The following is a 25,797-nucleotide window of genomic DNA, read 5'->3' on the forward strand; positions in this document are numbered from 1 at the left end:
GATCATGACGTCCACGTACTCTCCTGCCCGGCGGCGCCGCGAGGTCCCGCCGCCTTCCTCATTCCCCGAGCTGCTGGCCGGCAGGAACATCTCCCCGCAGGCATGGCTGCGCACCGCGGTGTGGATGATCCCCGCCCTTGTGGTGGCGTTCGCCGGGTTCCAGCGGCGCTGGATGGCCGACGACGCCTACATCTACGTACGGACCGTGCGGCAGATCCTGGCGGGGAACGGGCCCGTGTTCAATGCGGGCGAGCGGGTCGAGTCGTCCACCGGGACGCTCTGGCAGTGGCTGCTCGTGGCCGCCGGGCTGCCGGGGGCGGACCTCGCGACGGCCGCGGTGTACGGGGGGCTGCTGCTGACCGCCGTCGGATTCGCGCTCGCCGGAATCGGGGCGCTGCGTCTGTACGGCGATCGGGCAGGCCTTCCGCTCGGCTCCCTTGTGCTGCTCGGGCTGCCGCCCGTGTGGGACTTCGCCACCTCGGGGCTCGAGACGGGGCTCGCCACGTGCTGGATCGCGGGGGCATGGCTCGCCCTCAGCACCCGCTCCGCGTCACTCGTGACCTCGCTGCTGCTCGGGCTCGGGCCCCTCGTGAGGCCCGACCTGGGGCTGGTGTCCGCCGTCTTCCTGGCCGCGCAGTGGCTCCTGGTACGGCCCACCCGGCGGGGCACGCTCGCGGGTGTCGCAAGTGCGGTGGCGCTCCCGGGCGCGTACGAGATCTTCCGCGCGGGCTACTACGGGCATCTCGTGCCGCTGCCCGCTGTCACCAAGGAGGCGGCGCAGAGTCTGTGGGGACGCGGCTTCGGATATCTCGGGGACTTCTCGATGCCCTATCTGCTGTGGGTGCCCGCGCTGCTCGTGACCGCCGTGCTGCTGCTCTCGCCCGGGCGGTGGGCCTGGCGGGTCACAGCACCGCACGGCCGGGTCCCGCTCGTCCCCGCGCTCGCGCCCCTCGTCGCCGGCTTGTTGTGCTGGCTGTACGTCATCAAGATCGGGGGGGACTTCATGCACGGCCGGATGCTGCTGCCGGGACTGCTGCTGATGCTGTTGCCCGTCTTCGTCGTGCCCGTGACGCGGGCGGGAGCACTCGCGGCAGTCGGGGTCGGCGTGTGGGCCGTGGTGTGCGCCGGGTGGCTGCGGATTCCGTACGGCGGACAGGTGGGCCCGGCGGGGATCGCGGACGAACGGGGCGTGTACATCCGTCATAACGCCGACGCCCACCCCATTCACCACACCTTCGCGGGCGCGCCCTGGCATGTCGCCCACGCGCATGAGGTGCGGGAGGCCGAGCGCTCCGGCGCGCCCACCCTGCTGTGGGGCGACCACCTCCGTATGGCTGCCGACTCGCCGTCGGTGACAGCCAGTTACGCGGTCCTCGGCTGGAACGGGGCCGTCGTGCCCCTGAACGGTGCCGCGCTCGATTCGATCGGGCTCGCCTATCCACTCGCCGCCCACTCCGAGCGGGTCGGCGGCGGCCGCGTCGGCCACGACAAGCAGCTGCCCGCCACCTGGCTCGCCGCCGACCGGGGCGACCCGGCCGATCTGCCCCCGGGTCTCGACCCGGCGCGTGTCACCGCGGCCCGCCGCGCCCTGCGCTGCGGTGCCCTCGCCGAACTCCGGTCCGCGACGCGGGACCCGCTCACGCCCGGTCGCTTCCTGCGCAATGTCGCCGGGTCCTGGGAGCGCACCACGTTCCGCTTCCCGGACGATCCGATGGCGGCGGAACGGGAGTTGTGTGGCGGGAGGTGACACGCGGAGCCCTGTGTGAGGGGTGAGGTGATTCGCCCCTGACGTGTGCGGGGCGCCTAGGTCCTGTCGTCGAACTCCCGTCGTCCGCCCGGAGAGCGGGCTCCGCGGCAGCCGCGCCGCCGCCCTCGTACTGGATCTCGGCTCTGTGCCCGGTGCGACGAGTGGGGGCACCTCCCACGCCCTCAAGGCAGTGGGGGAGCGTGCCAGGCGTGGCGGGGCAGGCGGGAGTTCGACGACAGGGCCTAGTCCCTGAGCCGGCTCGCCTGTCGGATCGCGTCGGCGAGTCGACGGAGCTCCGTGTCCTCCGTGGCGGTCGCCAACTTCTCTGCGTGGACAGCGAGTTCGGACAGGGGCGGGCGGGCCGGGAGGTCGGTCCAGCGGTGGTCGCCCTGTCGGAGGGCGTCGGCGAAGTACGCGGCGGTCGCGGCGACTTGGAGACCGTGGGACGAGGTCCACAGGTCGTCCTCGAGTGAGCCGGTCTCCAGCTGGCCGGACTCCTCGTGCGGGGCGCGGGTGTCGGGGTCGAGCCAGCGGACGCTCGCGGTGGCGAGGTGGCCCGAGGTGCCGGGCCTGGTGCGCACCGCGTACAGGGCGGTCACCGTGTGGCCGGGTCCCACCTCGCCGCCGTCCACCCGGTCGTTGCGGAAGTCCTCGTCGGCGACCTTGCGGTCGTCGTAGCCGATCAGCCGGAACTTCTCGACCGTCTGCGGGTCGAAGGCGACCTGCGCCTTGGCGTCGCGGGCCGTGAGGTCGATGTTCTGCGGGAGCTGGTCGCAGAAGACCTTGCGGGCGTCGTCCTTGTTCGAAACGTAGGTCGTGTGGCCGTCGCCCTTGTCGGCGAGGCGCTCCATCAGGGCGTCGCCGTAGTCGCTGCCCACGCCGACGCCGAAGAGGGTGATGCCGTGCTCGCGGCGGGCGTCGGAGATCCGCTCCAGGATGCTGTCCGCGTCCGTGTCGCCGGTGTTGGCGAGTGCGTCGGAGATCAGCACGACCCGGTTGGTGGCGCCCTCGCGCAGGCCCTCGACCGAGGTGTCGTACCCGGTGTCCACGCCCGCGCCGAGGTTGGTCGACTCCTGCGGCTCCAGACTGTCGATCGCGTCGTGCACACGGCCGCGGTGGTCGCCGAGGCGGGTCATCGGCAGGACGGTCTCGGCGTCGTCGCTGAAGGTGACCAGAGCGAGCGAGTCGTCGTCGCGCAGCCGGTCGGTCATCACGTCGAGGGAGTTCTTGGCCAGGTCGAGACGGCCCGGTTCCTCCATCGAGCCGGAGACGTCGATGACGAACGTGAGGGCGGCGGGCGGGCGTTCACGGTCGTCCTCGGCCGCGCGGGTGGCGAGGCCCACCCTGACCAGCGACCAGCGGTCGTCGTCCGTGCGGGCGCCGTCGACGGTGGCCGAGAAGCCATTGCCGTCGGGGCGCTCGTAGTCCTGGCGGAAGCTGTTGACGAACTCCTCGGGGCGAATGGTGGAGGGGTCGGGAATCCGGCCGTTCGCGAGGGTGCGGCGGGCGTAGCCGTACGAGGCGGTGTCGACGTCGAGAGCGAAGGTGGAGAGGTAGTCGGGGGACGGCGCGATCTCGCGATCGGGTGCGCCGGTCTGCTCGCCCTCCTGTTGTCCCTGCGCCGTGGCCGATGACGGCTGGGCGGGGGCGGGCAGGGGGAGGTTGCGCCCGCCGGATTTTTCGGCGCCGTCCGACGAGTTGCCACTGCCGCTCGCACTGCACCCCGTCAGCAGCACGGCTCCCGCCGCTGTCAGGGCGAGCAGGGTGCCGCGCAGTCGGCGGCTTCCTGTGGCCCGCGCCCGTATGTGGTCCCTACCCATCTGTGCCCCCTCGGTGAGCGGCCCGTCTGTGGGCCGACGTCTGTGACTGTGACGTCCAAGGGGGCCTGAATGTGCGCTCCGGGGCATTGCGGATGAATCTCGAAGCGGCCACGACGGGCAGCCGTCGAGACCGGTAGGTGATCCTCCGGAGACCTACGACACGATGTCTTTGCGCCGGAAACCGCGGAAGGCCAGGGCGAACAGCACGATCGCGTACGTTATGGAAATCGCCGTGCCCTGGATCATGCCGCTCCACTCCGGGTTCGGCTGAACGGCGTCGGCCCAGGCGAACTGCCAGTGCGCGGGCAGGAAGTCGCGCCAGTCGCCGAGGGCGGTGACCGCGTCCAGGACGTTCCCCACGATCGTCAGGCCGACCGCGCCGCCGACCGCGCCCAGCGGGGCGTCCGTCTTGGTCGACAGCCAGAACGCGAGCCCCGCGGTGACCAGTTGGGACACGAAGATGTACGCGATCACCACGAGGAGCCGCTGGGTCGCGGTGCCCGCGGAGAGCGCGCCGCCGGTGGGGATCTCCAGCGGGCCCCAGCCATAGGCCGCGGTGCCCACCGCGATCGCGACGACCGGCAGCAGCACCATCGCGGCGAGGCTGAGGCCGAGGGCGACGGTGAGCTTCGACCACAGCAGTCGGGCCCTGGGCACCGGTGCCGCCAGCAGATAGCGCAGGGACGACCAACTCGCCTCGGAGGCGATGGTGTCCCCGCAGAACAGCGCGACGGGGATCACCAGCAGGAAGCCCGCCGACACGAACAGATTCACCGCGGCGAAGTTCGCGCCCGACGCGGTGGCCGTGTCCATCAGCGTGACCTGGCCGTTGCGCGAGCCGGGGTCGCCGCCGATGGCGAAGGCGACGACCAGGACGAAGGGCAGCGCCGCCAGGATCGCGCCCATGACGAGGGTGCGGCGCCGCTTCAACTGCCGGATCAGCTCCACGCGCAACGGAAGCGTGCGCCGCGCCCGGTACCCGTCGGCCGTCTCGGTGCGCTCCACGAGCGTGCTCATGCTGAGCCTCCGATCAGGGTGAGGAACGCGTCTTCCAGCCGGCGGTGGGGGCCCACCGACGCGACGGGCACTTCGAGCCGTACGAGCTCCACGACCAGGCGCTCCGCGCTGCCGCCGGGATCGAGACGGACCAGCAGCCCGCCCTCGGCGACGGCGGCCGAGGCCACGCCCGGCAGCGCGCCGACCTTCTCGACGACCGGTTCGTCCACGGGGGAACCGGTGCCGACCAGGAGGGTGTCTCCGGAACCGACGATCTCGCTCACCGGGCCCGCCTGGACCAGCCGGCCACGGTCCATGACCACCAGATGGGTGCAGGACTGCTCGACCTCGGCCAGGAGATGGCTGGAGACGATGACCGTGCGGCCCGCGGCGGCGTACCGGATCATTACCTCGCGCATCTCGCGGATCTGGGGCGGGTCGAGGCCGTTGGTCGGTTCGTCGAGGATGAGGAGATCCGGGAGGCCGAGCATCGCCTGGGCGATGGCGAGGCGTTGGCGCATGCCCTGGGAGTAGGTGCGGACCGCGCGGGCCAGCGCGTCGCCGAGGCCCGCGATCTCCAGCGCCTCCTCCAGGTGTGCGTCCTCGCGCGGACGGCCCGTCGCCTGCCAGTACAGCTCCAGGTTCTCGCGGCCCGAGAGATGCGGCAGGAAGCCCGCGCCCTCGACGAACGCCCCGACCCGGGAGAGCACCGGCGCGCCCGGCCGGATCGCGTGCCCGAAGACGCGGATCTCGCCGCCGTCGGGCTTGATCAGGCCCATGAGCATGCGCAGGGTGGTCGTCTTGCCCGCGCCGTTCGGCCCGAGCAGGCCGAGGACCTGGCCCTTCTCCACACGGAACGAGAGGTCCCGTACCGCGTACCGGTCCGCCGACTTCGCGTACCGCTTGCTCAAGTCGCCGATCTGGAGCGGGACTTCGGCCAACTCCGGATCGGGCGCCCCCGGCGTCGTGCGGCGGCGGCCCGTCAGCAGCAGTGCCAGCGCGACCAGTGCCGCGGCCGGCGGCAGCCACCACACCCAGGCGGGCAGCGGCGCGGCGGCGGTCGTCACGCCGGGCGCCGTCGGGACCCGGAGGTCGCTCTTCAGGGACACGGTGTACGTCGCCGGGGCGGCCGGTGAGGCATAGCCGAGGTCGGTCGAGGCGAGGACCAGCTTCAGCCGGTGGCCCTTCTGTACCTCGTGGTCGATGGCGGGCAGGGTGACCGTGACGTCCTTGCCGGACTTCGCGCCCGCCACCCGCAGCGGCGTGACCAACTGCGAGGGCAGCACCTGCTGGGCACCGCCCGGTCCGACGTCGTACACCTTCGCGAACAGGACCGCGTCGTCGCTGCTCGAGGTGACGTGCACCGTCACCATCGGCGACCCGGTGATCCGCAGGTCGCTGCCGAACGCCGCGGAGTCGAACTGCGCGTACTGGCCCGGGAAGTCGAGGGAGATCCCGACGCCCAGGGACGAGAGCTGCGCGAGGCCGCCCGAGCCGCCGAGGCCGGGGAGCGCCGAGATGGCGGGCGGATTCGCTCCCGCCGGGTTCTCGAAGCGCTGCTCGCGGCCGCTCAGCGCGATGGCGTGCTGCCCGCTCTCCAGTCCGGGATAGGTGTCCCCACTCGCGCCCCTCAGCAGGGCCGCACCGTCGGTGGAGTCGATGCCTCCGGTGCGGGTGACGCGGAAGGCGGGGCCCGTGTCGGCGTTCTTGTCGTCCTTCAGATAGCGGTCGAACCAGGAGCCGACGCGGGACTCGACGCGGCCCGTCTCCATGTCGCCGCCGTCGTGGCCGCCGGAGATCCAGTCGACGTCGACGGGCGCGCCGCCCGCCCTGATCGTCTTGGCCATCGCGTCGGCGTGGCCGAGCGGGAAGAGGGAGTCGGACTGGCCCTGCACGATGAGCGTGGGCACCTTGATGCGGTCGCCGACGGCGGAAGGACTGCGCTCCTCGAGGAGCCGAGTGGCCGCCGCGTCCGGCTTTCCGGCCTCCGCCACGCGGTTGTACATCGCGCACAACTGGGGCTGGAACTGGTCGCAGCCGCCGCCGGAGTTGATGAAGATGCCGGCCCAGAGCTTCTTGAAGACCCCGTTCGGAAAGAGGGCGTCCGACAGGTTCCAGTACGTGATCGCCGGGGCGATCGCGTCGACCCTGTGGTCGTAGGCGGCGGCCAGCAGGGAGATCGCCCCGCCGTACGAGGCGCCGGTGACGCCCACGCGCGGGTCGCCGCTCTTGTCGAGCCGGACCTCCGGGCGCTTCGCCAGCCAGTCGATGAGCTTCGAGACGTCGGTGACCTCGGCCTTGGGGTCGTTCAGCCCGATCTTGCCGGTGGACTTCCCGAAGCCGCGCGCCGACCAGGTGAGCACCGCGTACCCGTCACGGGCGAGCTTGTCCGCCTCGTCCCGTACGTCCTCCTTGCTGCCGCCGAAGCCGTGCGCCAGGAGGACGGCGGGGCGGCGCTGCGAGGACGCGCCGGCAGTGAAGTACGAGGTGTCGATGCGCACCCCGCCGCCCATGGCCATGACGCGGTCGGCGCGGTGCACGGGCGCGGTGTCGTCCGAGGCGACAGCCGTCCATGTGCCCGCGCCGGCGAGCACGACGACGGCGGCGGCCGCGGCCGCGATCCACCGCCGGGGCCCGCGCAGTCGGGGCAGTCGAAGATCCATGCCCTCAACGGTACGGGTGAGCGCCGACAACCGATGCAGCCGCCGGGCTGAACCCCCGCCCCTCCCAGGGGAGTACGGACCCGGTCCCGCATACCGCGTCCGTGGTACGAACGGCCCATGGAGATGCGCCGCGCCGGCACCGTCGACGAACTGACCGCTGCCGAGTACCTCTTCGACGACCCCGTGCGCCCCGAGTGGGCCCAGCGCTTCCTCGACGCCCAGGGCCACCACCTCTTCCTCGCGTACGAGGACGGCAGTCCCGTCGGCTTCATCAGCGGGGTCGAGACGGTCCACCCCGACAAGGGCACCGAGATGTTCCTGTACGAGCTGGCGGTCGCCGAGCCGTTCCGGCGGCGCGGCACCGGGCGTGCGCTGATCCGGGAACTCGCCGCTCTGGCCCGCGAACGCGGCTGCTACGGGATGTGGGTCGGCGTCGACACCGGAAACGACGTCGCCCTTGCCACCTACCGCAGCGCGGGTGGCAAGGACGACGGGTCGTGCACGGTGGTGACGTGGGACTTCGAGTAGACCGTCAGGCCTGCGCGTCCTCGGGGATCGACACCAGCCAGCGGGTCTCGCGGCGCGGCCGCAGGTAGAAGGCCCAGTACAGGGTGGCGACGGCCGTGATACCGCCGGTCCAGAGCAGGTAGCTCATCTCCTGCTGGCTCAGGATGTACGCGAGGACCGCGATCAGCAGCACCGGCATCGCGGGCCACAGCGGCATGCGCCAGGCGGGCGTGTCGGCGTGCTTGCCGCGGCGGGCGAGCAGGGCGGCGACCGCGACCAGCAGGTACATGCCCGTCACCGACACGCCGGTCACGCCGTACAGGGTGTCCAGGTTGACGAAGCACAGGGCCGCGCCGGGGACGCCCACGAGCAGGGTGGCGACCCAGGGGGAGCCGAAGCGGCCGAGCCGCGAGAGTCCCTTGTTGACCGGCTCGGGCCACGCCTTGTCGCGGGCCGAGGCGAACAGCACCCGGGAGTTCTGGATGACCATGACGATGCCGGCGTTGATGATCGCGAGGGCCACGCAGAGGCTGACGAAGGTGCCGACGGCGGAGTTCGACCAGGCCGTGACCATGCTGCTGATGTCACCGCCGGTCAGGGTCGACAGGTCGGAGGCGCCCATGGTGATCGCGACGACCGGGACCAGGATGATGACCGTGGAGATGGCCAGCGTGGCGAGGACGGTGCGGGCGACGTTGCGGCGCGGGTTCTCCAGTTCCTCGGAGAGGTAGACCGCGGTGGAGAAGCCCTGGGTGACGAAGAGGGCGATCGCGAGCCCGGAGACGACCAGCATGGCCGTCACGGTGTCCGTGTGCCCTCCGGAGCCCGCCACCTGCATCGAGACCAGGCTGTCGGCGCCGCGCTGGCTGTGCGCGAAGCCCAGGACCGCCACGACAGCCGCCGCGATGACTTCGAGAACCAGGAAGACGCCGGTGATCCAGGCGTTGGCCCGCAGGTCGAGCAGGCCCGCGAGGGTGGCCAGGATCATCACTCCGGCGCCCGCCATCGACGGGTTCAGGTGCACGATCGGCGCCAGGTAGTCCGCCGTGCCCATCGCGATCACCGGTGGCACGATCATGACGACCAGGAGGGAGAGCACGAAGACCAGCCAGCCCGCGAGGCGTCCGGCCATCGTGGAGACCATGGCGTACTCGCCGCCCGCGCTGGGGATGAGGGTGCCCAGCTCCGAGTAGCAGAACGCCACGGCGATACAGAGCAGCGAACCGATCGCGATGGTGAGCGCGGTCGCCGTGCCGAGGGACGAGAACAGGTCCGGCACGACCACGAACAGGGTGGAGGCGGGCGTCACGCAGGAGAGCGTCAGCAGGGTGCCGCCGACGATGCCGATGGAGCGCTTGAGCTTTTGGGGGTTCCCGGAGGCCGTGGGGGCGGCGTCCGGGACGGCGGTCTCGACAGGGCGAAGCGTGTCGGTCATGAAGCGGTTCCGATCGACTCGTGCGTCAGGTGATTCGGGCGGGAGCGATATCGCCTCCGGCGGCTCGCGTCGTACGTCTCTTCGTCCGCTCCCGGCGTTGATGGAACCTTGACGGAAACCGTTGCGTCAATGGCCGTTTACCTACGGAATCCGCAGTAACGGAGCGACGCAAGTCACATCACTTTCCCAGGCTCCGACACCCCTGTATGGCAATCACCAAGACTCAGCAGATTGTGACCTTGCTTTTAAAGGCAATATCGACCAACCACCTGCATCACCCGTTTCATCACCTCATGACGAGAACCGCAGTTGAGGCGTCAAAATTCGCCAGGATTGGTCCGCACTCCGGACGCCCACCGGACAGTAGAGCCCCGCCGCACAGAAGAAGCACAGCCGGGGAGGGGGAACCTGAGCAGCTCGGCTCGCCGGGCACACCGGTGCCCCGCCCCTCGGGGCGGGGCACCGGTGGAAGACGTCAGTGGTTGCGCGGGAAGCCCAGGTCGACGCCGGTCGGGGCCTCGGACGGGTCCGGCCAGCGGGTGGTGACGACCTTGCCGCGGGTGTAGAAGTGCGTGCCGTCGTTGCCGTAGATGTGGTGGTCGCCGAAGAGGGAGTCCTTCCAGCCGCCGAAGGAGTGGTAGCCCACGGGGACCGGAATCGGGACGTTCACGCCGACCATGCCGGCCTCGATCTCCAGCTGGAAGCGGCGGGCCGCGCCGCCGTCCCGGGTGAAGATCGCGGTGCCGTTGCCGAAGGGGGACGCGTTGATCAGCGCCACGCCCTCCTCGTACGTGTCGACGCGCAGCACGCACAGCACCGGGCCGAAGATCTCGTCCTTGTACGCGTCCGCCGTCACCGGCACACGGTCAAGGAGCGACAGGCCGATCCAGTGGCCGTCCTCGAAGCCCTCGACCGTGTAGCCGGTGCCGTCGAGGACGACCTCGGAGCCCTGGTCCGCGGCGCCCTTCACGTACGACGCCACCTTGTCGCGGTGCGCGGCCGTGATCAGTGGGCCCATCTCGGAGGTCGGGTCGTTGCCGGGGCCGATCTTGATCTTCTCGGCGCGCTCGCGGATCTTCTCCACCAGCTCGTCGCCGATCGAGCCGACGGCCACGACGGCCGAGATGGCCATGCAGCGCTCGCCCGCCGAGCCGTACGCCGCCGACACCGCGGCGTCCGCCGCCGCGTCCAGGTCCGCGTCCGGGAGGACCAGCATGTGGTTCTTCGCGCCGCCGAGGGCCTGTACGCGCTTGCCGTTCGCGGCGGCCGTGGTGTGGATGTACCGGGCGATCGGCGTCGAGCCCACGAAGGACACCGCCTTCACGTCCGGGTGCTCCAGGAGGCGGTCGACGGCCACCTTGTCACCGTGCACGACGTTGAAGACGCCGTCCGGCAGACCGGCCTCGGCCAGCAGCTCGGCGATCTTCAGGGACGCCGACGGGTCCTTCTCCGACGGCTTCAGGACGAAGGTGTTGCCGCAGGCGATGGCGAGCGGGAACATCCACATCGGCACCATGGCCGGAAAGTTGAACGGCGTGATGCCGGCGACGACCCCGAGCGGCTGCCGGATCGAGGACACGTCCACTCGGGAGGCCACCTCGGTCGACAGCTCGCCCTTGAGCTGCACGGTGATCCCGCACGCCAGGTCGACGATCTCCAGACCGCGCGCGACCTCACCGAGCGCGTCCGAGTGCACCTTGCCGTGCTCGGCGGTGATCAGTTCGGCGATCTCGTCGCGGTGGGCGTCGAGCAGTGCCCGGAACTTGAAGAGGATCGTGGTCCGCTTGGCCAGCGAGGACAGGCCCCAGGTCGCGTACGCGTCCTTCGCGGCGGCGACCGCGGCGTCGACCTCGTCGACGGTCGCGAAGGCGACCTGCGTGGTCACGGCGCCGGTCGCCGGGTCGGTGACCGGCCCGTACGTACCCGCCGCACCCGCAGCATTTCCGACGGGCTTGCCACCGATCCAGTGGTTGACGGTCTTCGTCATGGCCAAAAACTCCTTCACAGATGGCGGCGTCGGGCGGCGACGTGCCGGTCGTACTCCTCGCGCGCCTTGACCGCCGACGATCGGGTCGCGGTCTCGGCCACAGGTACATCCCACCAGGCTTGGGCCGGAGGCGCGCCCGACACTGTGTCTGCCGTTTCGGTCTCCACGTAGACACATGTGGGAGTGTCGGCGGACCGTGCCTCGGTCAGCGCAGTCCGCAGGTCACGCACCGTCTTCGCGCGTAGGACCCGCATGCCCAGGCTGGCCGCGTTGGCGGCGAGATCGACGGGCAGCGGCGCCCCCGTGTGCGTACCGTCCGCGGACCGGTAGCGGTACGCGGTGCCGAACCGCTCGCCGCCCACGGACTCCGAGAGGCCGCCGATCGAGGCGTAGCCGTGGTTCTGCAGGATGAGCACCTTGATCGCGACACCCTCCTGCACGGCGGTGACGATCTCCGTCGGCATCATCAGATAGGTGCCGTCGCCGACCAGCGCCCAGACGGGACGGCCGGGGGCCGCCATCCGTACGCCGATCGCGGCCGGGATCTCGTAGCCCATGCACGAGTAGCCGTACTCGACGTGGTACTGGTCCCGCGACCGCGCCCGCCACAGTTTGTGCAGGTCGCCGGGGAGCGAACCGGCCGCGTTGATCAGGATGTCGTCCTCGGTGACCAGCTCGTCGAGTATGCCGAGGACCTGCGGCTGGGTCGGCCGGATGTCGATGTCCTCGGCCTCGTACGCCGCGTCGACCCGGTACTCCCAGCGCTCCTTGTCGTCCGTGTACTCGGTGACGTACGCGGGCTCGGCGCGGTGCTTGTGCAGCAGCAGCGCCTCGGTGAGCTCTTCGAGTCCCACGCGCGCGTCCGCGATCAGCGTCTGCCCGGAGAGCTTGTGGCCGTCGTGGGGCGCGATGTTGAGGTTCAGGAAGCGGACGCCCGAGGCGGTGAAGAGGGTGCCGGAGGCCGTGGTGAAGTCGGTGTAACGGGTGCCGACGCCGATCACCAGGTCGGCGGTGCGGGCGAGCTCGTCGGCGGTCGCCGTGCCGGTGTGCCCGATGCCGCCGACGTCCTGCGGGTGGTCCCAGCGCAGGGAACCCTTGCCGGCCTGGGTGGAGGCGACGGGGATGCGGGTGGCGGCGGCGAGTTCGGCGAGTGCCTCCTCGGCGCGGCTGTGGTGGACACCGCCGCCCGCCACGATCAGGGGGCGGCGGGCGTCGCGGATCGCCCGTACGGCGGCGGCCAGCTCACTCTGGTCCGGCGCCGGACGGCGTACGGTCCAGGTCCGCTCGGCGAAGAACTCCTCCGGCCAGTCGTACGCCTCCGCCTGTACGTCCTGGGGCAGCGCGAGCGTGACCGCGCCTGTCTCGACGGGGTCGGCGAGCACGCGCATGGCCTGCAACGCGGCCGGGATCAGGGCTTCCGGCCGGGTGATCCGGTCGAAGTACTTCGACACCGGCCGCAGACAGTCGTTGACCGACACATCGCCCGCGTACGGGACTTCGAGCTGCTGGAGCACCGGGTCGGCGGGGCGGGTCGCGAAGACGTCGCCGGGCAGCAGCAGCACCGGGAGGTGGTTGATCGTCGCGAGGGCGGCACCGGTGACGAGGTTGGTCGCGCCCGGGCCGATGGAGGTGGTCACGGCGTGCGTCGACAGCCGGTTGCTCTGTCGTGCGTACCCGACCGCCGCATGAACCATGGACTGCTCGTTACGGCCCTGGTGGTACGGCATCTCGTCCGCGTACTCGACGAGCGCCTGCCCCAGTCCGGCGACGTTGCCGTGGCCGAAGATGCCCCAGGTGGCGCCGATCAGCCGCTGCCGCTCGTCGTCCCGTTCCGTGTACTGGGCGGCCAGGAACCGCACCAGCGCCTGTGCGACCGTCAGCCTCGTCGTTGAGGTCATCGGTATCCCTCTGTGCTTGCCGTGTTGTTTACATGTTCCGGGTGGAAACAGATCCGCCACTCCCGGTCCTCTCCCGGTCCGGCCATCACGTTCAGGTAGTACATCGTGTGGCCGGGCTGGGCGATGGACGGGCCGTGCCATCCGTCGGGGACGAGGACGGCATCGCCGGTGCGGACCTCGGCGAGGACGTCGGATCCGCCCTCGTACGAAGGGAATACGCGCTGATAGCCGAATCCGTTCGGGCCGTCGATCTCGAAGTAGTAGATCTCTTCGAGCTGCGATTCGATACCCGGCCGGTGCTCGTCGTGCTTGTGCGGCGGGTACGAGGACCAGTTGCCGCCGGGCGTGATGACCTCGACGGCGATGAGCTTGTCGCAGTCGAAGGCGTCGGCGGAGGCGAAATTGCGCACCTTGCGGGCGCAGTTGCCGCTGCCGCGGTCTTCGACGGGAACCTCCGGCGCGGAGCCGTAGCGGGCGGGGAGTCGGCGCTCGCACTTCGCTCCTGCCAGGGCGAAGCGGCCTCCCGCGCCGGAGGCGATCTGGGCCCGGGCGTCACGGGGCACGTACGCGAAGTCGGAGACTCCGGCGAACACGCTCTGTCTGCCCAGGAGTTGGAACTCTTCGTTGTCCTCCACCTGCACGGTGCAACCGCCGTTGAGGGGAAGGACGATCCACTCGCTGTCACCGGTGGTGAAGGTGTGCGTACCCCCGGATCCCAGCTCCACGATCCGCAGGCTGCTGTGGGTCCAGCCGGCCCGCTTGGGGTCGATGTCGAGCGCGTAGTTCGCGTCGGCGGTGGTGCCCTTGGGGACGTACAGCTCGTTGCTCATGCGGCCCTCACAGGAGTCCTACGGCGGTGTCCACGGCCGCGGCCACATCGCCGTCCGCCGGGTAGAGCAGCGAACGGCCGACCACCAGGCCCTGGACGGTGGGCAATTGCAGCGCGCCGCGCCACTTCTCGTACGCGCCCTCCTGGTCCTCCGCGACGTCGCCGCCGAGGAGGACGGCGGGCAGGGTGGAGGTCTCCATGACCCGGGCCATGTCGTCGGGGTTCTCGGTGACGGGGACCTTCAGCCAGGTGTACGCCGAACTGCCGCCCAGGCCGCTGGCGATGGCGAGGGACTTGGTGACGGCCTCGGCGCTCAGGTCGTTGCGCAGCGTCCCGTCGTCACGGCGGCGGCACAGGAACGGCTCGACGAAGACCGGGAGTCGGCGCTCCGCCATCGCGTCGATGACCCGGGCGGTGGCTTCCAGGGTGCGCAGCGAGCCCGGGTCGTCGTAGTCGATGCGCAGCAGCAGCTTGCCCGCGTCGAAGCCGAGCCGCTCGATGTCCCGCGGGCGGTACCCGGTGAAACGGTCGTCCAGCTCGAAGGAGGCGCCCGCGAGTCCGCCCCGGTTCATCGACCCGATGACCACCTTGCCGTCGAGGGCGCCGAGCAGCAACAGGTCGTCGAGGATGTCGGCGGTGGCGAGCACGCCGTCGACCCCGGGACGGGACAGGGCGAGGCAGAGCCGTTCGAGGAGGTCGGCGCGGCCGGCCATGGCGAACATGCGGTCGCCGACGGCCAGGGCGCCGCGGGCCGGGTGGTCCGCGGCGATGATCATCAGCCGGCCCGAGTCGTTGACGAGGGGGCGGCGGGGACGGCTGGCGGCGGCCTCGGCGATCGCCTCGGGGTGATGGGTGCGGGTGCGGACGAGGTCGGCGACATCGACACGCCGGTGCGAGGAGCGGAGCCGTTCGTACGCGACGGGGGCACCCGCGGGCGCGTCTCCCCCTTGTTCGTGCCGCGCTCCCCCGACATGCCCCGCCCTCACCGCACCGCTCCCGCCATGAGCGCGTCCTCGACCTCTTCGGGTGTCGGCATCGCGGAGGAGCACTCCAGACGGGACGCGACGATGGCGCCGGCGGCGTTCGCGTGCCGCATGACGCGCTCCAGGTCCCAGTCCGCGAGCAGGCCGTGGCACAGGGAGCCGCCGAAGGCGTCACCGGCGCCGAGGCCGTTGAGGACCGTCACCGGGAGGGGCGGGACCTCGGCGGAGGTGCCGTCGCGGTGGACGGCGAGGACGCCCTTGGGGCCCTGCTTGACGACCGCGAGTTCCACGCCGGCCGCCAGCAGGGCGCGGGCGGCCGCGTGCGGTTCCCGCTCGCCCGTGGCGATCTCCACCTCGTCCACGTTGCCGACGGCCACGGTGGTGTGCCGCAGGGCCTCGGCATAGAAGGGCCGGGCGGAGGCCGTGTCCTTCCAGAACATGGGCCGCCAGTCGAGGTCGAAGACCGTCGTACCGGACTTGGCACGGTGGGCCAGCGCCGCGAGGGTCGCCGTGCGGCTGGGCTCCTCGCTCAGACCCGTGCCCGTCATCCACAAGACGCGGGCGTCGCGGACGGCGTCCAGGTCGAGGTCGTGCGCGTCGATCTCCAGGTCGGGGGCCTTGGGCCGACGGTAGAAGTACAGCGGGAAGTCGTCCGGCGGGAAGATCTCGCAGAAGGTGACGGGGGTCGGCAGGCCGGGGACCGGAGTGACCCAGCGGTCGTCCACGCCGAAGTCGCGCAGCGCCTCGTGGAGGTAGGTGCCGAAGGGGTCCTCACCCGTCCGAGTGATCACCGCGGTGCGCCGTCCGAGCCGGGCAGCGGCCACCGCGACGTTCGTAGCCGAGCCGCCGAGGAACTTCCCGAAGGACGTCACCTGGGCCAGCGGAACCCCCGTCTGCAACGGATAGAGGTCCACGCCGATCCGCCCCATGGTGATCAGGTCGTACGCCATCGAGTTCCCTTCACGTCGGCTGCCCCCAGGTGTATTCCCGCGCGGGGAGCCCTGTCAATGTTTTGTCCGGACATCCGGACCAGGCCTTGACACCTCTCCGGGGTCGCCGGAAGCTGACGCCCATGACGTCGTTGCCACCGCAGTCATCGCCTCAGTCGTCACCGTCGCCGAAGCCGTCGTCTCCGTCCTCACTGTCCCGCATCCGGATCGGTTCGGCTCCCGACTCCTGGGGCGTCTGGTTCCCCGACGACCCCCAGCAGGTTCCCTGGCAGCGCTTCCTCGACGAGGTCTCCGCGTCCGGGTACGAGTGGATCGAGCTGGGTCCGTACGGCTATCTGCCCACCGATCCGGCCGTCCTCAAGGAGGAGACCGCGCGGCGCGGGCTCACGGTCTCGGCCGGCACGGTGTTCACCGGGCTGCACCGGGGTCCGGCGGTGTGGGAGTCCACCTGGGCGCACGTCTCGGACATCGCGGCGCTCACCCAGGCGATGGGTGCCGAGCACCTCGTCGTCATCCCGGCCTTCTGGCGGGACGACAAGACCGGTGAGGTGTTGGAGAACAGCACACTGACGCCGACGCAGTGGCGCAATCTGACCGCCCAGACCGAGCGGCTCGCCCACGAGGTGCACGAGCGTTACGGGCTGCGGATCGTCGTCCACCCGCACGCGGACACACATATCGACAGCGAGGAGAACGTCACGCGTTTCCTCGACGCGACCGATTCCTCGCTCGTGTCGCTGTGCCTCGACACGGGTCACTACGCGTACTGCGGCGGCGACAGCGTCAAGCTCATCGAGACGTACGGCGAGCGCATCGGCTACCTCCACCTCAAGCAGGTGGACCCGCTGATCCTGGCCGAGGTCCGTGCGGGCGAGGTGCCGTTCGGGCCCGCCGTGGCCCGTGGCGTGATGTGCGAACCGCCGTCCGGCGTACCGGCACTGGAGCCCGTCCTCGCCGCCGCGCAGCGGCTCGGCGTCGACCTCTTCGCGATCGTCGAGCAGGACATGTACCCCTGCCCGCCGGACAAGCCGCTGCCGATCGCGCGCCGGACCCGGTCGTTCCTGAGGTCCTGCGGGGCCTGAACGGCTTCGAGGTCCTGCGGGACGCAAGCCGTTTCGGAGTCCCGCGGGCGGGTGCGCCGCGGTGGTGGGGCCCGGCGGGAGCCCGGGGCCCGGCGGGCCTTCCGGTCCTCCTGTGCCCGTTGCACCATGGGCTTTCCCACCACAGGGTCCAGTGCGGGCGGCGGCCGGAGGGACGTACCGGATGGCGACAGGGCAACGGGCGCGGGACGGGATCGTCTCGCGTGCGGGGAACGGGCCGGGCGGCGCCTGGGAGAATGTGGTCGCGCTGCCCCATCCGCGGCTGCGGCCCGGGGTGATCGGCTACCGCGGGATCCGGCTCGCCCTCGACGGGCCGCGGCGCAGGCTGGAGGCACCGATCGGCGCGGCGACGCTTCTGCTGGGCTTCGAACAGCCGCTGCGCATCTCCCGCGCGGGGCGGCCGCCCGCCACCCTCGTGTCGGTGTTCTCCGGGCCGACGACCACGGCGGCCGTCGGCGAGCACGGCGGACGGCTCGCCGGCATCGAGGTGCTGCTCGCGCCGTGGGCCGCGTTCACCCTCTTCGGCACGCCGCAGTACGAACTCGCCGACCGGACGGTCGATCCCGACGAACTGCCCCATCCACTGGGCGCGCGTTCGAGCCGGCGCCGCCGGGGCAGCATCGGTGAACTCTCAGCGGCACTGGCCGCGTTGCCCGGCTGGGCCGAGCGGTTCGGGCTGCTCGACGACGTGTTCGCACGCTGGACCGAAGCGGGGACTCCGAGTTCGGCGCGGGTGGTGCGGGCCTGGGGGCACCTCCAGCGCACCTGGGGCGCGATACCGGTGCCCCGGCTCGCCGACGAGGTCGGCTGGAGCGTACGGCAGTTGGAGAACCGTTTCCGGGAGCAGATCGGGCTCGGGCCGAAGGCGGCGGCGCGGGTGCTGCGGTTGCAGCGGGCACGGCGGCTGCTCGCGGCGGGGCGGTCACAGGCCGAGACGGCGGCGACGTGCGGGTTCTACGACCAGGCGCACCTCAGTGGGGAGTTCAAGGCGATGACCGAGTGCACGCCGCGCGAGTTCACGGCGGCGCGGGGGGCTCCGCCGGTTCGCCCCGGTCCGCCGGGGGACGATCGGATGGCGGGGGAGGCGACGAGCCTTGTGCTCGCTCCTGACCGGAACGCGATCGATCGGAATGCGATTTTTTCCAAGACCGGTGAGACGCGTTGACTGCACGCTGGGGTCTTCCGGCCACGGACCCGGGGAATGCGGGGAGCCGGTGGGCCGGGCCCGGCGATAGGGGTATCCCCTGCTCGAACGTAGTTGAGAGCTTGGGGAAGGGTCCGGCCCACCTCGGCCTGCCCGCACGGCGGTGCGGTCGGCGTGCCCGTACGGCGGGGCACGCCACAGCGACGGCGGCAGCGGCAGCGGCAGCGGCAGCACTTGACCCGCAATGCATCACTCGTGTCACAAAGAACCCTCTTCTGTCACACATGTCGCGTGTACGCGGGTCTTGGGTCACACCCCATCTACAGGGGCTGCCCTGTGCTCAGGCTGTGTCGTTCACGGGGCACAGGCTTTGTGATCGCCAGCGCAGCGCCCGGCTCCCCCGACGGCCGCCCCCGGCCGCCGCCGCGGTGCGCGCAGGGAGGTGCCGCCATGACCGACCGTAGGCTCTGGTCGTACAAGGAGATCGCCGCGCACATCAAGGTGCAGCCGGACACGGTGCGGTCCTATCGCAAGCACGGGCTGCTCCCCTCGCCCGACCATGTGGAGGGCGGAAAGCCCTACTGGTACGCGGATACCGTCCGGGCCTGGGTCGCCTCCCGCCCGGGAACCCGTGGCCGCAGAGACGACTGACCTGCGCCCGCCGGGCTCTGTGCCCCGCCCGAGCCGTGCGGGGCACAGCCCTAATTCATTTGCCCCTACGCTCGCCGGTTGCGGAAGATCCGAAGATGAGCCTCGCCGACTTCTCCCTCAAGCCCTTTCTCACGGGAGACAGGACCGTCCTGCGGCCCTTCACCGAGGACGACGCCCGCGGTATCGCGGAGATCATCGAGGACCCCGAGGTCATCCGCTTCACCGGCGAGCCGTCGAACGAACTCACTCTGGAACGGCTGCGTTCCTGGTACGGGTCCCGCAGCGCGCAGACCGACCGGCTGGACCTCGCCGTGACCGACCGCGCGACCGGTGAACTCGTCGGTGAGGTCGTCCTCTACGAGTGGAACCCGGCCGGCCGCAGCTGCACCTTCCGTACGCTGATCGGCTCCCGTGGGCGCGGGAGGGGGCTCGGCACGGAGGCCGCCCGACTCATCGTCGGTCACGGATTCGAGCAACTGGGCCTGCACCGGGTCGAGTTGTGCCTGTACAGCTACAACCACCGGGCCCGCCACGTCTACGACAAGGTCGGCTTCGTCGAGGAGGGCGTGCGGCGCCAGACCGAGATGCGGGACGGCGTCTGGGTAGACGAGACGATCATGTCGATCCTCGCCCACGAGTGGGCCGCACACGGAGGGCACCCGGAGACGGGAGTCAGCTCCACGGTTCGATGACCGTCACCCCCGACCCCGCCGCCGTCCCCAGCGCCGCCAGCGCGGCGGGCACCGCGTCCAGCGGGATGGTGGACGTCACGAGGAGGTCGGGCCGCAGCACTCCCGCCCGGACCAGCTCCAGCATCCCCGGGTAGGAGTGCGCCGCCATTCCGTGGCTGCCCAGCAGTTCGAGTTCGAGACCGATCACGCGGGCCATCGGGACCGGGGTGGAACCCGTGGGCGAGGGCAGCAGGCCCACCTGGACATGGCGGCCCCGGCGGCGCAGGCCGTTCACCGAGGCCGCGCAGGTGACCGGGGAGCCGAGGGCGTCCAGCGACATGTGGGCGCCGCCGCCCGTCAGTTCGCGCACCGCCGCCGCCGTGTCCCCGACACGGGAGGCGTCCACGCACTCCGCCGCCCCGAACTTCCGGGCCAGGTCGAGCGCCACAGGCGACACATCGACGGCCACGACCCTCGCCCCCGACGCCGCCGCGATCATCACCGCCGACAGGCCCACGCCTCCGCAGCCGTGCACCGCGACCCACTCCCCCGCGGCCACCCGCCCCTGCGCGACCACCGCGCGGAACGCCGTGGCGAACCGGCAGCCCAGTGAGGCCGCGGTCGCGAAGGACAGCTCGTCCGGCACCGCGACCACGTTCACATCGGCGTGGTCGAGTGCCACGTACTGCGCGAAGGAGCCCCAGTGCGTGAACCCCGGCTGGGTCTGCCGTTCGCACACCTGCTGGTCGCCCGCCGCACACGAGGGACAGCTTCCGCAGGCGCAGACGAAGGGGACGGTGACCCGGTCCACGGGGTGCCAGCCGGTCACCCGGGCGCCCACCGCCTCGACGACCCCGGCGAGTTCGTGCCCCGGCACATGCGGCAGCGTGATGTCCGGATCATGCCCCATCCAGCCGTGCCAGTCGCTGCGGCACAGCCCGGTGGCCTCGACCCGCACCACGACCCCGTGCTCCGCGGGAGTCGGGTCCGCCACCTCACGCACTTCGGCCGGCTCCCCGTACCGCTCGAACACCACTGCCCGCATCCGTTTCGCCCTCCGCCCGGAGATCACCTTCGGGATGAACGCTAGTGCCGCGTCAGCCAGGGTTTGCCCGTCAAGGAGCGGCGTCCGGTGCGTGCTCTGGGGGTCCCCCCGGCCGAAGGCTGGGGGAGTGCCGGCCGGAAGTCCTCGTACTGGACGTACTTGGGCTTTCGGCCGGTGCGGCGAGTGGGGGCACCTCCCACGCCCTTGAGGCAGTGGGGGAGCGTGCCGGACGTCGCGACGGGGCGAACCTTGGCTGACGCGGTACTAGCCGCGAGCCTCGGCCTTGTCCCGGTCCCGGCCCTTGTCCTGATCCTGATCCTGATCCCGGTCCTGATCCCGGCCCTGGTCACCTTCCTCCGACGCTTCCCGGGCGTCGGCCGCCGGGGCCTCCTCCCCCTCGCTGAGTCCGAACCGGTCGTGGAATCGCCGCAGCGGCCCCGGCGCCCACCAGGTCGCGCGGCCCGTGAGGCGCATGACCGCCGGAACCAGCAGGCTACGCACGACCATCGCGTCCATCAGCACGGCGAGCGCGATGCCCAGGCCGAGCATCTTGGTGTTGGTCACTCGCGAGGTGCCGATCGCGACCATCACCACCGCGAGGATGACCGCCGCCGCGGTGATCAGCCCGCCGGTGCGCTGCAGACCGAAGCGGACCGCCTCCCGGTGGTCGCCGGTGTGGTCGTACTCCTCCTTTATTCGGGAGAGGAGGAAGACGCCGTAGTCCATGGAGAGGCCGAACGCGACGCAGAACATGAGGACCGGGAGGGTCGTCTCGATCGAACCCGGGCTGGTGAAGCCCAGCAGGCCGGACAGATGGCCGTCCTGGAAGACCCAGACCACGGCCCCGAACATCGCCGTCAGGCTGAGCGCGTTGAGCAGCACCGCCTGGATCGGGATCAGCACGCTGCCGGTCAGGAGGAACACCAGGAGGAGGGTGACGATCGCGATGAACGCCGCCGCCCAGGGAAGCCGGTCTGCTATCGCGTGCTTGGAGTCGACCAGGACGGCGGCCGTGCCGGTCACCGAGGTGCCGAACGGGGCGTGTGTCGCGCGGAGTGCGCCCACCAGGCGCTGAGCCCCGTCGCCGACGGCCTCGCCCTTCGGCAGCACCGTGAAGTACGCCGAGTCGCCCTTCACCAGAGGTCCGTCCACCCGCAGTACCTCGGGCAGCGCGGCGATCCGGTCCTTGTACCGCGCGTACTGCGTCTCGGTGGCCTGCCCCTCGGCGAGTACTTCCAGGCTGCCGCCCGGGTTGCCCGGGAAGCCGTCCCGGATGTGCTGCTGGACCACATGCGACTCGGCGCCGGAGGGCAGCTGGCGGTCGTCCGCGGTGCCGAACTTCACGCCCAGGAAGGGCAGTCCCAGGATGACCAGGCCGACCGTGGTGGCCACCGCGAAGATCGGCGCTCGGCGCATGACGAGGGAGGCCATGCGTCCCCAGGCGGCTCCTCCGCCGGTCGCAGCCGGCTTGCCGCGCCGGAACATGCGCCGCAGGTCGAGTGAGTTCACCCGGTCCCCGAGCAGCACCAGCGCCGCCGGGAGCAGGATCAGCGCGGCGGCCGCGGCCAGCAGCACCACGGCGATGCCCGCATACGCGAAGGAGCGGAGGAAGTACTGCGGGAAGAGCAGCATGGCGGCGAGCGACACGGCGACCGTGAGGGACGAGAAGAGGACCGTACGCCCGGCGGTGCGCAGTGTGGTGCCCACGGCGGTCAACGGCTCGGCGCCCGCGGCGAGTTCCTCACGGAACCTGCGGACGATGAACAGCGCGTAGTCGATGGCGAGGCCGAGTCCCAGGGCCGTGGTGAGGTTCATCGCGAAGACGGAGACGTCGGTGAACTCGGTGAGGCCGCGCAGCACCGCGTTCGTGCCCAGGATCGCGATGATGCCCACCACGAGGGGCAGCAGAGCCGCGATCGCGCTGCCGAAGACCATCACCAGCAGCACCAGGGTCACCGGCAGGGCGATCAGCTCGGCCCGGGTCAGGTCCTCGCGGATGGTGGTCTGCATCTCGTGCTGCACGGCGACCGGTCCGCCAAGCTTGACTTCGACCGGGCCGTGCGCCCCCCGGTAGGAGGACGCGAGGCGGTCGAGGGTCTCGCCGGCGGTCTTCTCGTCACCCGTCAGCCGCGCGGTGACGAGCGCCTCGTACCCGTCCTTCGCCTTCAGTGCCGGTGAGCCGGACTGCCAGTACGAACCGACGCCCGTGACGCCCCGCTCGCCGGCGAGCCGCGCCGCGAGCCGATTCGCCTCGGCGGCGATCGAGGGATCGTCGACCGAGGCGCTTCCCGAGTCGACGAGGAGCAGCAGATTGGGCTGCGAGGCGGGGAACTCCCGCTCCAGCGCCTTGGTCGCATAGGTGGACTCGGCAGTCGGGTCCTGCCAGCCGCCGCTGCCCAGCCGGTCGGCGACGCCACTGCCGGCGACCACGGCGAGCGCGGTGAGCAGCAGCGCGACGAGCAGGGAAAGCCGGGGCCGCGCCGTCACGAGACGGGTCCAGCCGCCCACCCGCGCGTCCCCCGTCCGCGATCCGCCGCCCGCACCGCTCCCGCGGCCATCGTCGGAACTGCTCCGGGAGCCATCGCCCGTCCCGCTCCCGTGACCGCCGACCGAGCCCTTCCCGCGGTCGTCGCCCCCGCCCCGCTCAGGGCCGTGGCCTGCACTGCTGACGTCGGTCATCGTGCGGTGTCCCCTTCACCGTGACCCTGCGCCCCGCCCATCCGTTCAGGCAGCATGGGTCGCCTCTTGCCATAGACTGGCAAACGCGAGAGATCGCTCGCGTTTCACCAGAATGCGAGCGCCCGCTCGCGTTTGTCAAACTCGTTCGGAGAGCTGGGGATAACTCATGCCCGAGATGCCCGAGAAGGAGCAGGCCGCCGACGAACGGCCCCGCCGTCGGCAAGCCCGCGGCGAGCGCCGTATCGCCCAGTTGCTGGAGGCCGCCGCCTCGGTCTTCTGCACGACCGGCTACACCGCCGCCGGCACGAACGCCATCGCCCGTGAGGCAGGCGTCTCCCCGGGCACGCTGTACCAGTTCTTCCCGAACAAAGAGGCCATCGCGATCGAGCTGGGCGACCGGCTCATCCACGAGATGCGCGCGACGTACGGCGAGGCACTCGCCCCGGTCGACCCCACCACCCCGCTGGAGGAGGCCGTCGGCGCCGCCGTCGACCGCTTCATCGCCTTCAACTGCGACCACCCCGTGTTCTTCGCGCTGATGCACGGTCCGGACATCCCCGGCCGGATCGCCGAGGAACACGACGCCCTGCACGTGACCCTGGTCTCCCGGATCGAGGCACTGCTCTCCTCACTCCTGCCCACCACCCCCGCCGCCGAGGTCACCCGCACCGCGCATGTCTGCCTGGGCATGTACAAGGCCGGCCTGGAGCTGGTCCTCGCCCACGAAGGAGCCGAGCGCGAGGCGTACGTCCGGGAGTTGAAGAACATCCTGTTCCGCTACCTCGCGCCGATGATCGGCGACCAGCCGGCCACCCGGACGAACCTCACCGCACCGGCGGCCGCAGCGGACCGGTGAGGGCGCACCGGTCGCGCCAGGAGATCACGCGCGTCGAGGGCGTGCAGCGGAAGGCCGTGCACCAGGAGGACGACGAGTCGCACCGCGAACCGACCCGTCGCCGCACAGGGTCGTGCGAGCGATGACGCGCGACATCCAGGGCCGCCGCGGCCTCCCGCTCACCACACCGAGTCTCGCGGGGCCGAGGCCGGAAGCCCGTCGATGAGCGGCCCTCTCACCGGCCCGGCCCAATACGTCGTGGCCGGCCAGGATCCCGGACAGGATCCCGAAGACGACCAGTGGCACGTGCAGTCGGCGGCTGGTCCCGTACGCCGACAGTGGGGCGAGCACCACGACGGACATGACGAGGATGAGCGCCCCAGCCTGCGACATAAGGTGCATTTCCCATAAGGTTCGGACAAATCGATGCGCGTGTATCGATTCGCCGTTGCCGATTCACCTTCAGCTGCGTCGAATCAACCCGTCCGAGCCCGAGGGATGAGCCGTGACCCAGAATCAGCAGCCCGGTGCACCCCGGGCCCGTATTCCCGGACCCCAGCAGCCCCCGATGTCGCACCCCCGGATCCGCGCCGGACTCTGGAGGCGCTGCCTGGGGATCGGGCTGGCGCTCTGGGCGCTGACCGCGGTGGTCACGTACGCGACGAAGAGCACCACGCTGCTGCCGACCCTCATCCTGCTCGGCAGCTTTCTGGTCCCCGTCACCTTCGCGCTCTGGGCGTACGAGCGGCACGGCCGCGACCTGGGCGCGCACCTCATCCTCGGCTGCTTCCTGACCGGCGGCACCCTCGGCGCGCTCGGCGCGTCGGTGATGGAGTCCCACCTCCTCCACCCCTCCCTGGGGATGTACGTCGGCGTCGGGCTGATCGAGGAGGCGGTGAAGCTCGCCGCGCTGATGTTCGTGCTGCGCCGGCAGATCCGCATCCGCGGATCGCGCGCCGGACTGGTGCTCGGCGCGACCGTCGGGTTCGGCTTCGCGGCCATGGAGAGCGCGGGCTACGCGTTCAATGCCGCCGTCTCGCTGCGGGGCGTGGATCTGCGGGAACTCCTGGAGACCGAGATCCTGCGCGGAGTGCTCGCCCCGTTCGGGCACGGCCTGTGGACCGCGATCGCGGGTGCGGCGCTGCTGGCGTACCGCCGCCCGAACGGGCGCTTCGAGTTCACCTCTGCGGTGCTCGGCACCTACCTCGGCGCCTCCCTGTTGCACGCCCTGTGGGACTCGACGCACGGCATCGCGCTGTGGCTGGTGGCCCGGCTGACCGGCACGGGGCTCGACAGGGCACTCTTCGGGCAGGGCTATCTGCCGCAGCCCACCGACGAGCAGAAACATCTCTTCTCGCTGTTCTCGGTCGGCGGCCTGGTCCTCGTCTCACTCGCGGGGATCGTCTGGCTGCACTCGCTGGCACGCCGCGAGTCCTCTTGGAGAAATACCCCCTAGGGGTATAGTGTGGTGAGCATCGGGGGGAAACCTGGGACCCCAGAGGCCCCTTCCCCACACCTTCGGCACACGCCACACGCCTCATTGAGGAGCAATGACATGACCGCCCAGACCGAAACCCCGGGTTCCGTCACCGCCGTCTACAAGGTGAGCGGGATGAGCTGCGGGCACTGTGAAGGCTCGGTCAGCAGCGAGATCGGCGAGATCGCCGGCGTCAGCTCGGTGAAGGCCGTGGCCTCGACGGGCGAGGTCACCGTCGTCTCCGACGCCCTGCTCGACGAGGCCACGGTCCGCGCCGCGGTGGACGAGGCGGGCTTCGAGCTCGTCGGCCAGGTCTGAACAGCCCTCACGAACCCTCTCCGCCACACCGGGCCGTACCGACCAGCTGATACTGGCTCCGT

The 25,797-nt window shown here is 71.1% G+C and carries 20 protein-coding genes; 9 read left to right on the forward strand and 11 right to left on the reverse strand.

The annotated features are described in order from the left end of the window. The first annotated feature begins 4 nt into the window (after positions 1-4). The gene (locus OG390_RS18655) at positions 5-1,747 is read left to right on the forward strand and encodes a hypothetical protein (protein ID WP_406169333.1); all 1,743 of its coding nucleotides are present in this window, start codon (positions 5-7) and stop codon (positions 1,745-1,747) included. A 242-nt stretch (positions 1,748-1,989) separates the two neighbouring features. Here OG390_RS18655 and OG390_RS18660 read toward each other — a convergent pair whose 3' ends face one another. The 3 genes from OG390_RS18660 to OG390_RS18670 form a co-directional block, all read right to left on the reverse strand. Continuing rightward, positions 1,990-3,567 (reverse strand): von Willebrand factor type A domain-containing protein, encoded by a 1,578-nt coding sequence (locus tag OG390_RS18660; protein WP_406169335.1) that lies wholly within the window; start codon positions 3,565-3,567, stop codon positions 1,990-1,992. Between the two features lie 153 nt (positions 3,568-3,720). Next, on the reverse strand, positions 3,721-4,584 hold the full coding sequence (locus OG390_RS18665; RefSeq protein WP_399074909.1) for an ABC transporter permease: 864 nt from the start codon (positions 4,582-4,584) through the stop codon (positions 3,721-3,723). Next, positions 4,581-7,226: an alpha/beta fold hydrolase gene (locus OG390_RS18670; RefSeq protein WP_406169337.1), complete on the reverse strand. Its 2,646-nt coding sequence runs from the start codon at positions 7,224-7,226 to the stop codon at positions 4,581-4,583. The genes OG390_RS18665 and OG390_RS18670 overlap by 4 nt, the downstream gene beginning before the upstream one ends. Positions 7,227-7,343: 117 nt before the next feature. Here OG390_RS18670 and OG390_RS18675 point away from each other — a divergent pair, with 117 nt between their 5' ends. After that, entirely contained in the window at positions 7,344-7,754 is a 411-nt protein-coding gene (locus OG390_RS18675) for a GNAT family N-acetyltransferase (protein WP_406169339.1), read from the forward strand. 4 nt (positions 7,755-7,758) lie between these two features. On the opposite strand, the gene OG390_RS18680 is transcribed toward OG390_RS18675, so the two are convergent. From OG390_RS18680 to iolC, 6 genes are all read right to left on the reverse strand, one after another. Beyond that, complete coding sequence (locus OG390_RS18680) at positions 7,759-9,168, reverse strand: APC family permease (protein WP_406169341.1); 1,410 nt, start codon at positions 9,166-9,168, stop codon at positions 7,759-7,761. Between the two features lie 475 nt (positions 9,169-9,643). Beyond that, the gene (gene mmsA, locus OG390_RS18685; protein WP_406169343.1) at positions 9,644-11,155 is read right to left on the reverse strand and encodes a CoA-acylating methylmalonate-semialdehyde dehydrogenase; all 1,512 of its coding nucleotides are present in this window, start codon (positions 11,153-11,155) and stop codon (positions 9,644-9,646) included. Between the two features lie 14 nt (positions 11,156-11,169). Next, positions 11,170-13,053, reverse strand: coding sequence for a 3D-(3,5/4)-trihydroxycyclohexane-1,2-dione acylhydrolase (decyclizing) (gene iolD, locus OG390_RS18690; protein ID WP_406169345.1), 1,884 nt, complete (start codon positions 13,051-13,053; stop codon positions 11,170-11,172). Next, positions 13,050-13,883 (reverse strand): 5-deoxy-glucuronate isomerase, encoded by an 834-nt coding sequence (gene iolB / locus OG390_RS18695; protein WP_406169347.1) that lies wholly within the window; start codon positions 13,881-13,883, stop codon positions 13,050-13,052. Before iolB ends, iolD begins: the two co-directional genes overlap by 4 nt. Before the next feature lie 7 nt (positions 13,884-13,890). Beyond that, positions 13,891-14,868: a deoxyribose-phosphate aldolase gene (locus OG390_RS18700; protein WP_406169349.1), complete on the reverse strand. Its 978-nt coding sequence runs from the start codon at positions 14,866-14,868 to the stop codon at positions 13,891-13,893. Continuing rightward, on the reverse strand, positions 14,865-15,815 hold the full coding sequence (gene iolC, locus OG390_RS18705) for a 5-dehydro-2-deoxygluconokinase (RefSeq protein ID WP_406169351.1): 951 nt from the start codon (positions 15,813-15,815) through the stop codon (positions 14,865-14,867). Before iolC ends, OG390_RS18700 begins: the two co-directional genes overlap by 4 nt. Positions 15,816-15,937: 122 nt before the next feature. Here iolC and OG390_RS18710 point away from each other — a divergent pair, with 122 nt between their 5' ends. The 4 genes from OG390_RS18710 to OG390_RS18725 all read left to right on the forward strand — a co-directional run bounded on the left by OG390_RS18710 (position 15,938) and on the right by OG390_RS18725 (position 19,402). Continuing rightward, complete coding sequence (locus tag OG390_RS18710) at positions 15,938-16,897, forward strand: sugar phosphate isomerase/epimerase family protein (RefSeq protein ID WP_406169353.1); 960 nt, start codon at positions 15,938-15,940, stop codon at positions 16,895-16,897. Between the two features lie 181 nt (positions 16,898-17,078). After that, positions 17,079-18,080 carry a helix-turn-helix domain-containing protein gene (locus OG390_RS18715; RefSeq protein ID WP_406169354.1) on the forward strand — a complete coding sequence of 334 codons (1,002 nt, stop codon included), beginning with the start codon at positions 17,079-17,081 and terminating at the stop codon, positions 18,078-18,080. A gap of 429 nt (positions 18,081-18,509) precedes the next feature. Beyond that, complete coding sequence (locus OG390_RS18720; protein WP_406169356.1) at positions 18,510-18,710, forward strand: helix-turn-helix transcriptional regulator; 201 nt, start codon at positions 18,510-18,512, stop codon at positions 18,708-18,710. Between the two features lie 95 nt (positions 18,711-18,805). Continuing rightward, positions 18,806-19,402, forward strand: coding sequence for a GNAT family N-acetyltransferase (locus tag OG390_RS18725; protein WP_406169357.1), 597 nt, complete (start codon positions 18,806-18,808; stop codon positions 19,400-19,402). On the opposite strand, the gene OG390_RS18730 is transcribed toward OG390_RS18725, so the two are convergent. Further along, a complete protein-coding gene (locus OG390_RS18730) occupies positions 19,383-20,426 on the reverse strand; it encodes a zinc-dependent alcohol dehydrogenase family protein (protein WP_406169359.1) in 1,044 nt (347 codons plus the stop codon). The two genes, OG390_RS18725 and OG390_RS18730, sit on opposite strands and share 20 nt — an antisense overlap. Before the next feature lie 264 nt (positions 20,427-20,690). Next, positions 20,691-23,105 carry an MMPL family transporter gene (locus tag OG390_RS18735; RefSeq protein WP_406169361.1) on the reverse strand — a complete coding sequence of 805 codons (2,415 nt, stop codon included), beginning with the start codon at positions 23,103-23,105 and terminating at the stop codon, positions 20,691-20,693. Between the two features lie 166 nt (positions 23,106-23,271). On the opposite strand from OG390_RS18735, the gene OG390_RS18740 reads away from it, so the two are divergent. The 3 genes from OG390_RS18740 (at position 23,272) to OG390_RS18750 (ending at position 25,735) form a co-directional block, all read left to right on the forward strand. Further along, positions 23,272-23,961, forward strand: coding sequence for a TetR family transcriptional regulator (locus OG390_RS18740; protein ID WP_406169363.1), 690 nt, complete (start codon positions 23,272-23,274; stop codon positions 23,959-23,961). 547 nt (positions 23,962-24,508) lie between these two features. Then, positions 24,509-25,396, forward strand: a complete 888-nt coding sequence (locus tag OG390_RS18745) for a PrsW family intramembrane metalloprotease (RefSeq protein WP_406177731.1) — start codon at positions 24,509-24,511, stop codon at positions 25,394-25,396. A 99-nt stretch (positions 25,397-25,495) separates the two neighbouring features. Next, positions 25,496-25,735: a heavy-metal-associated domain-containing protein gene (locus tag OG390_RS18750; protein WP_406169365.1), complete on the forward strand. Its 240-nt coding sequence runs from the start codon at positions 25,496-25,498 to the stop codon at positions 25,733-25,735. Positions 25,736-25,797 lie beyond the last annotated feature (62 nt).

Origin of the sequence: Streptomyces sp. NBC_00996 (assembly GCF_045162675.1) — a bacterium.
Classification (GTDB): Bacteria; Actinomycetota; Actinomycetes; order Streptomycetales; family Streptomycetaceae; genus Streptomyces.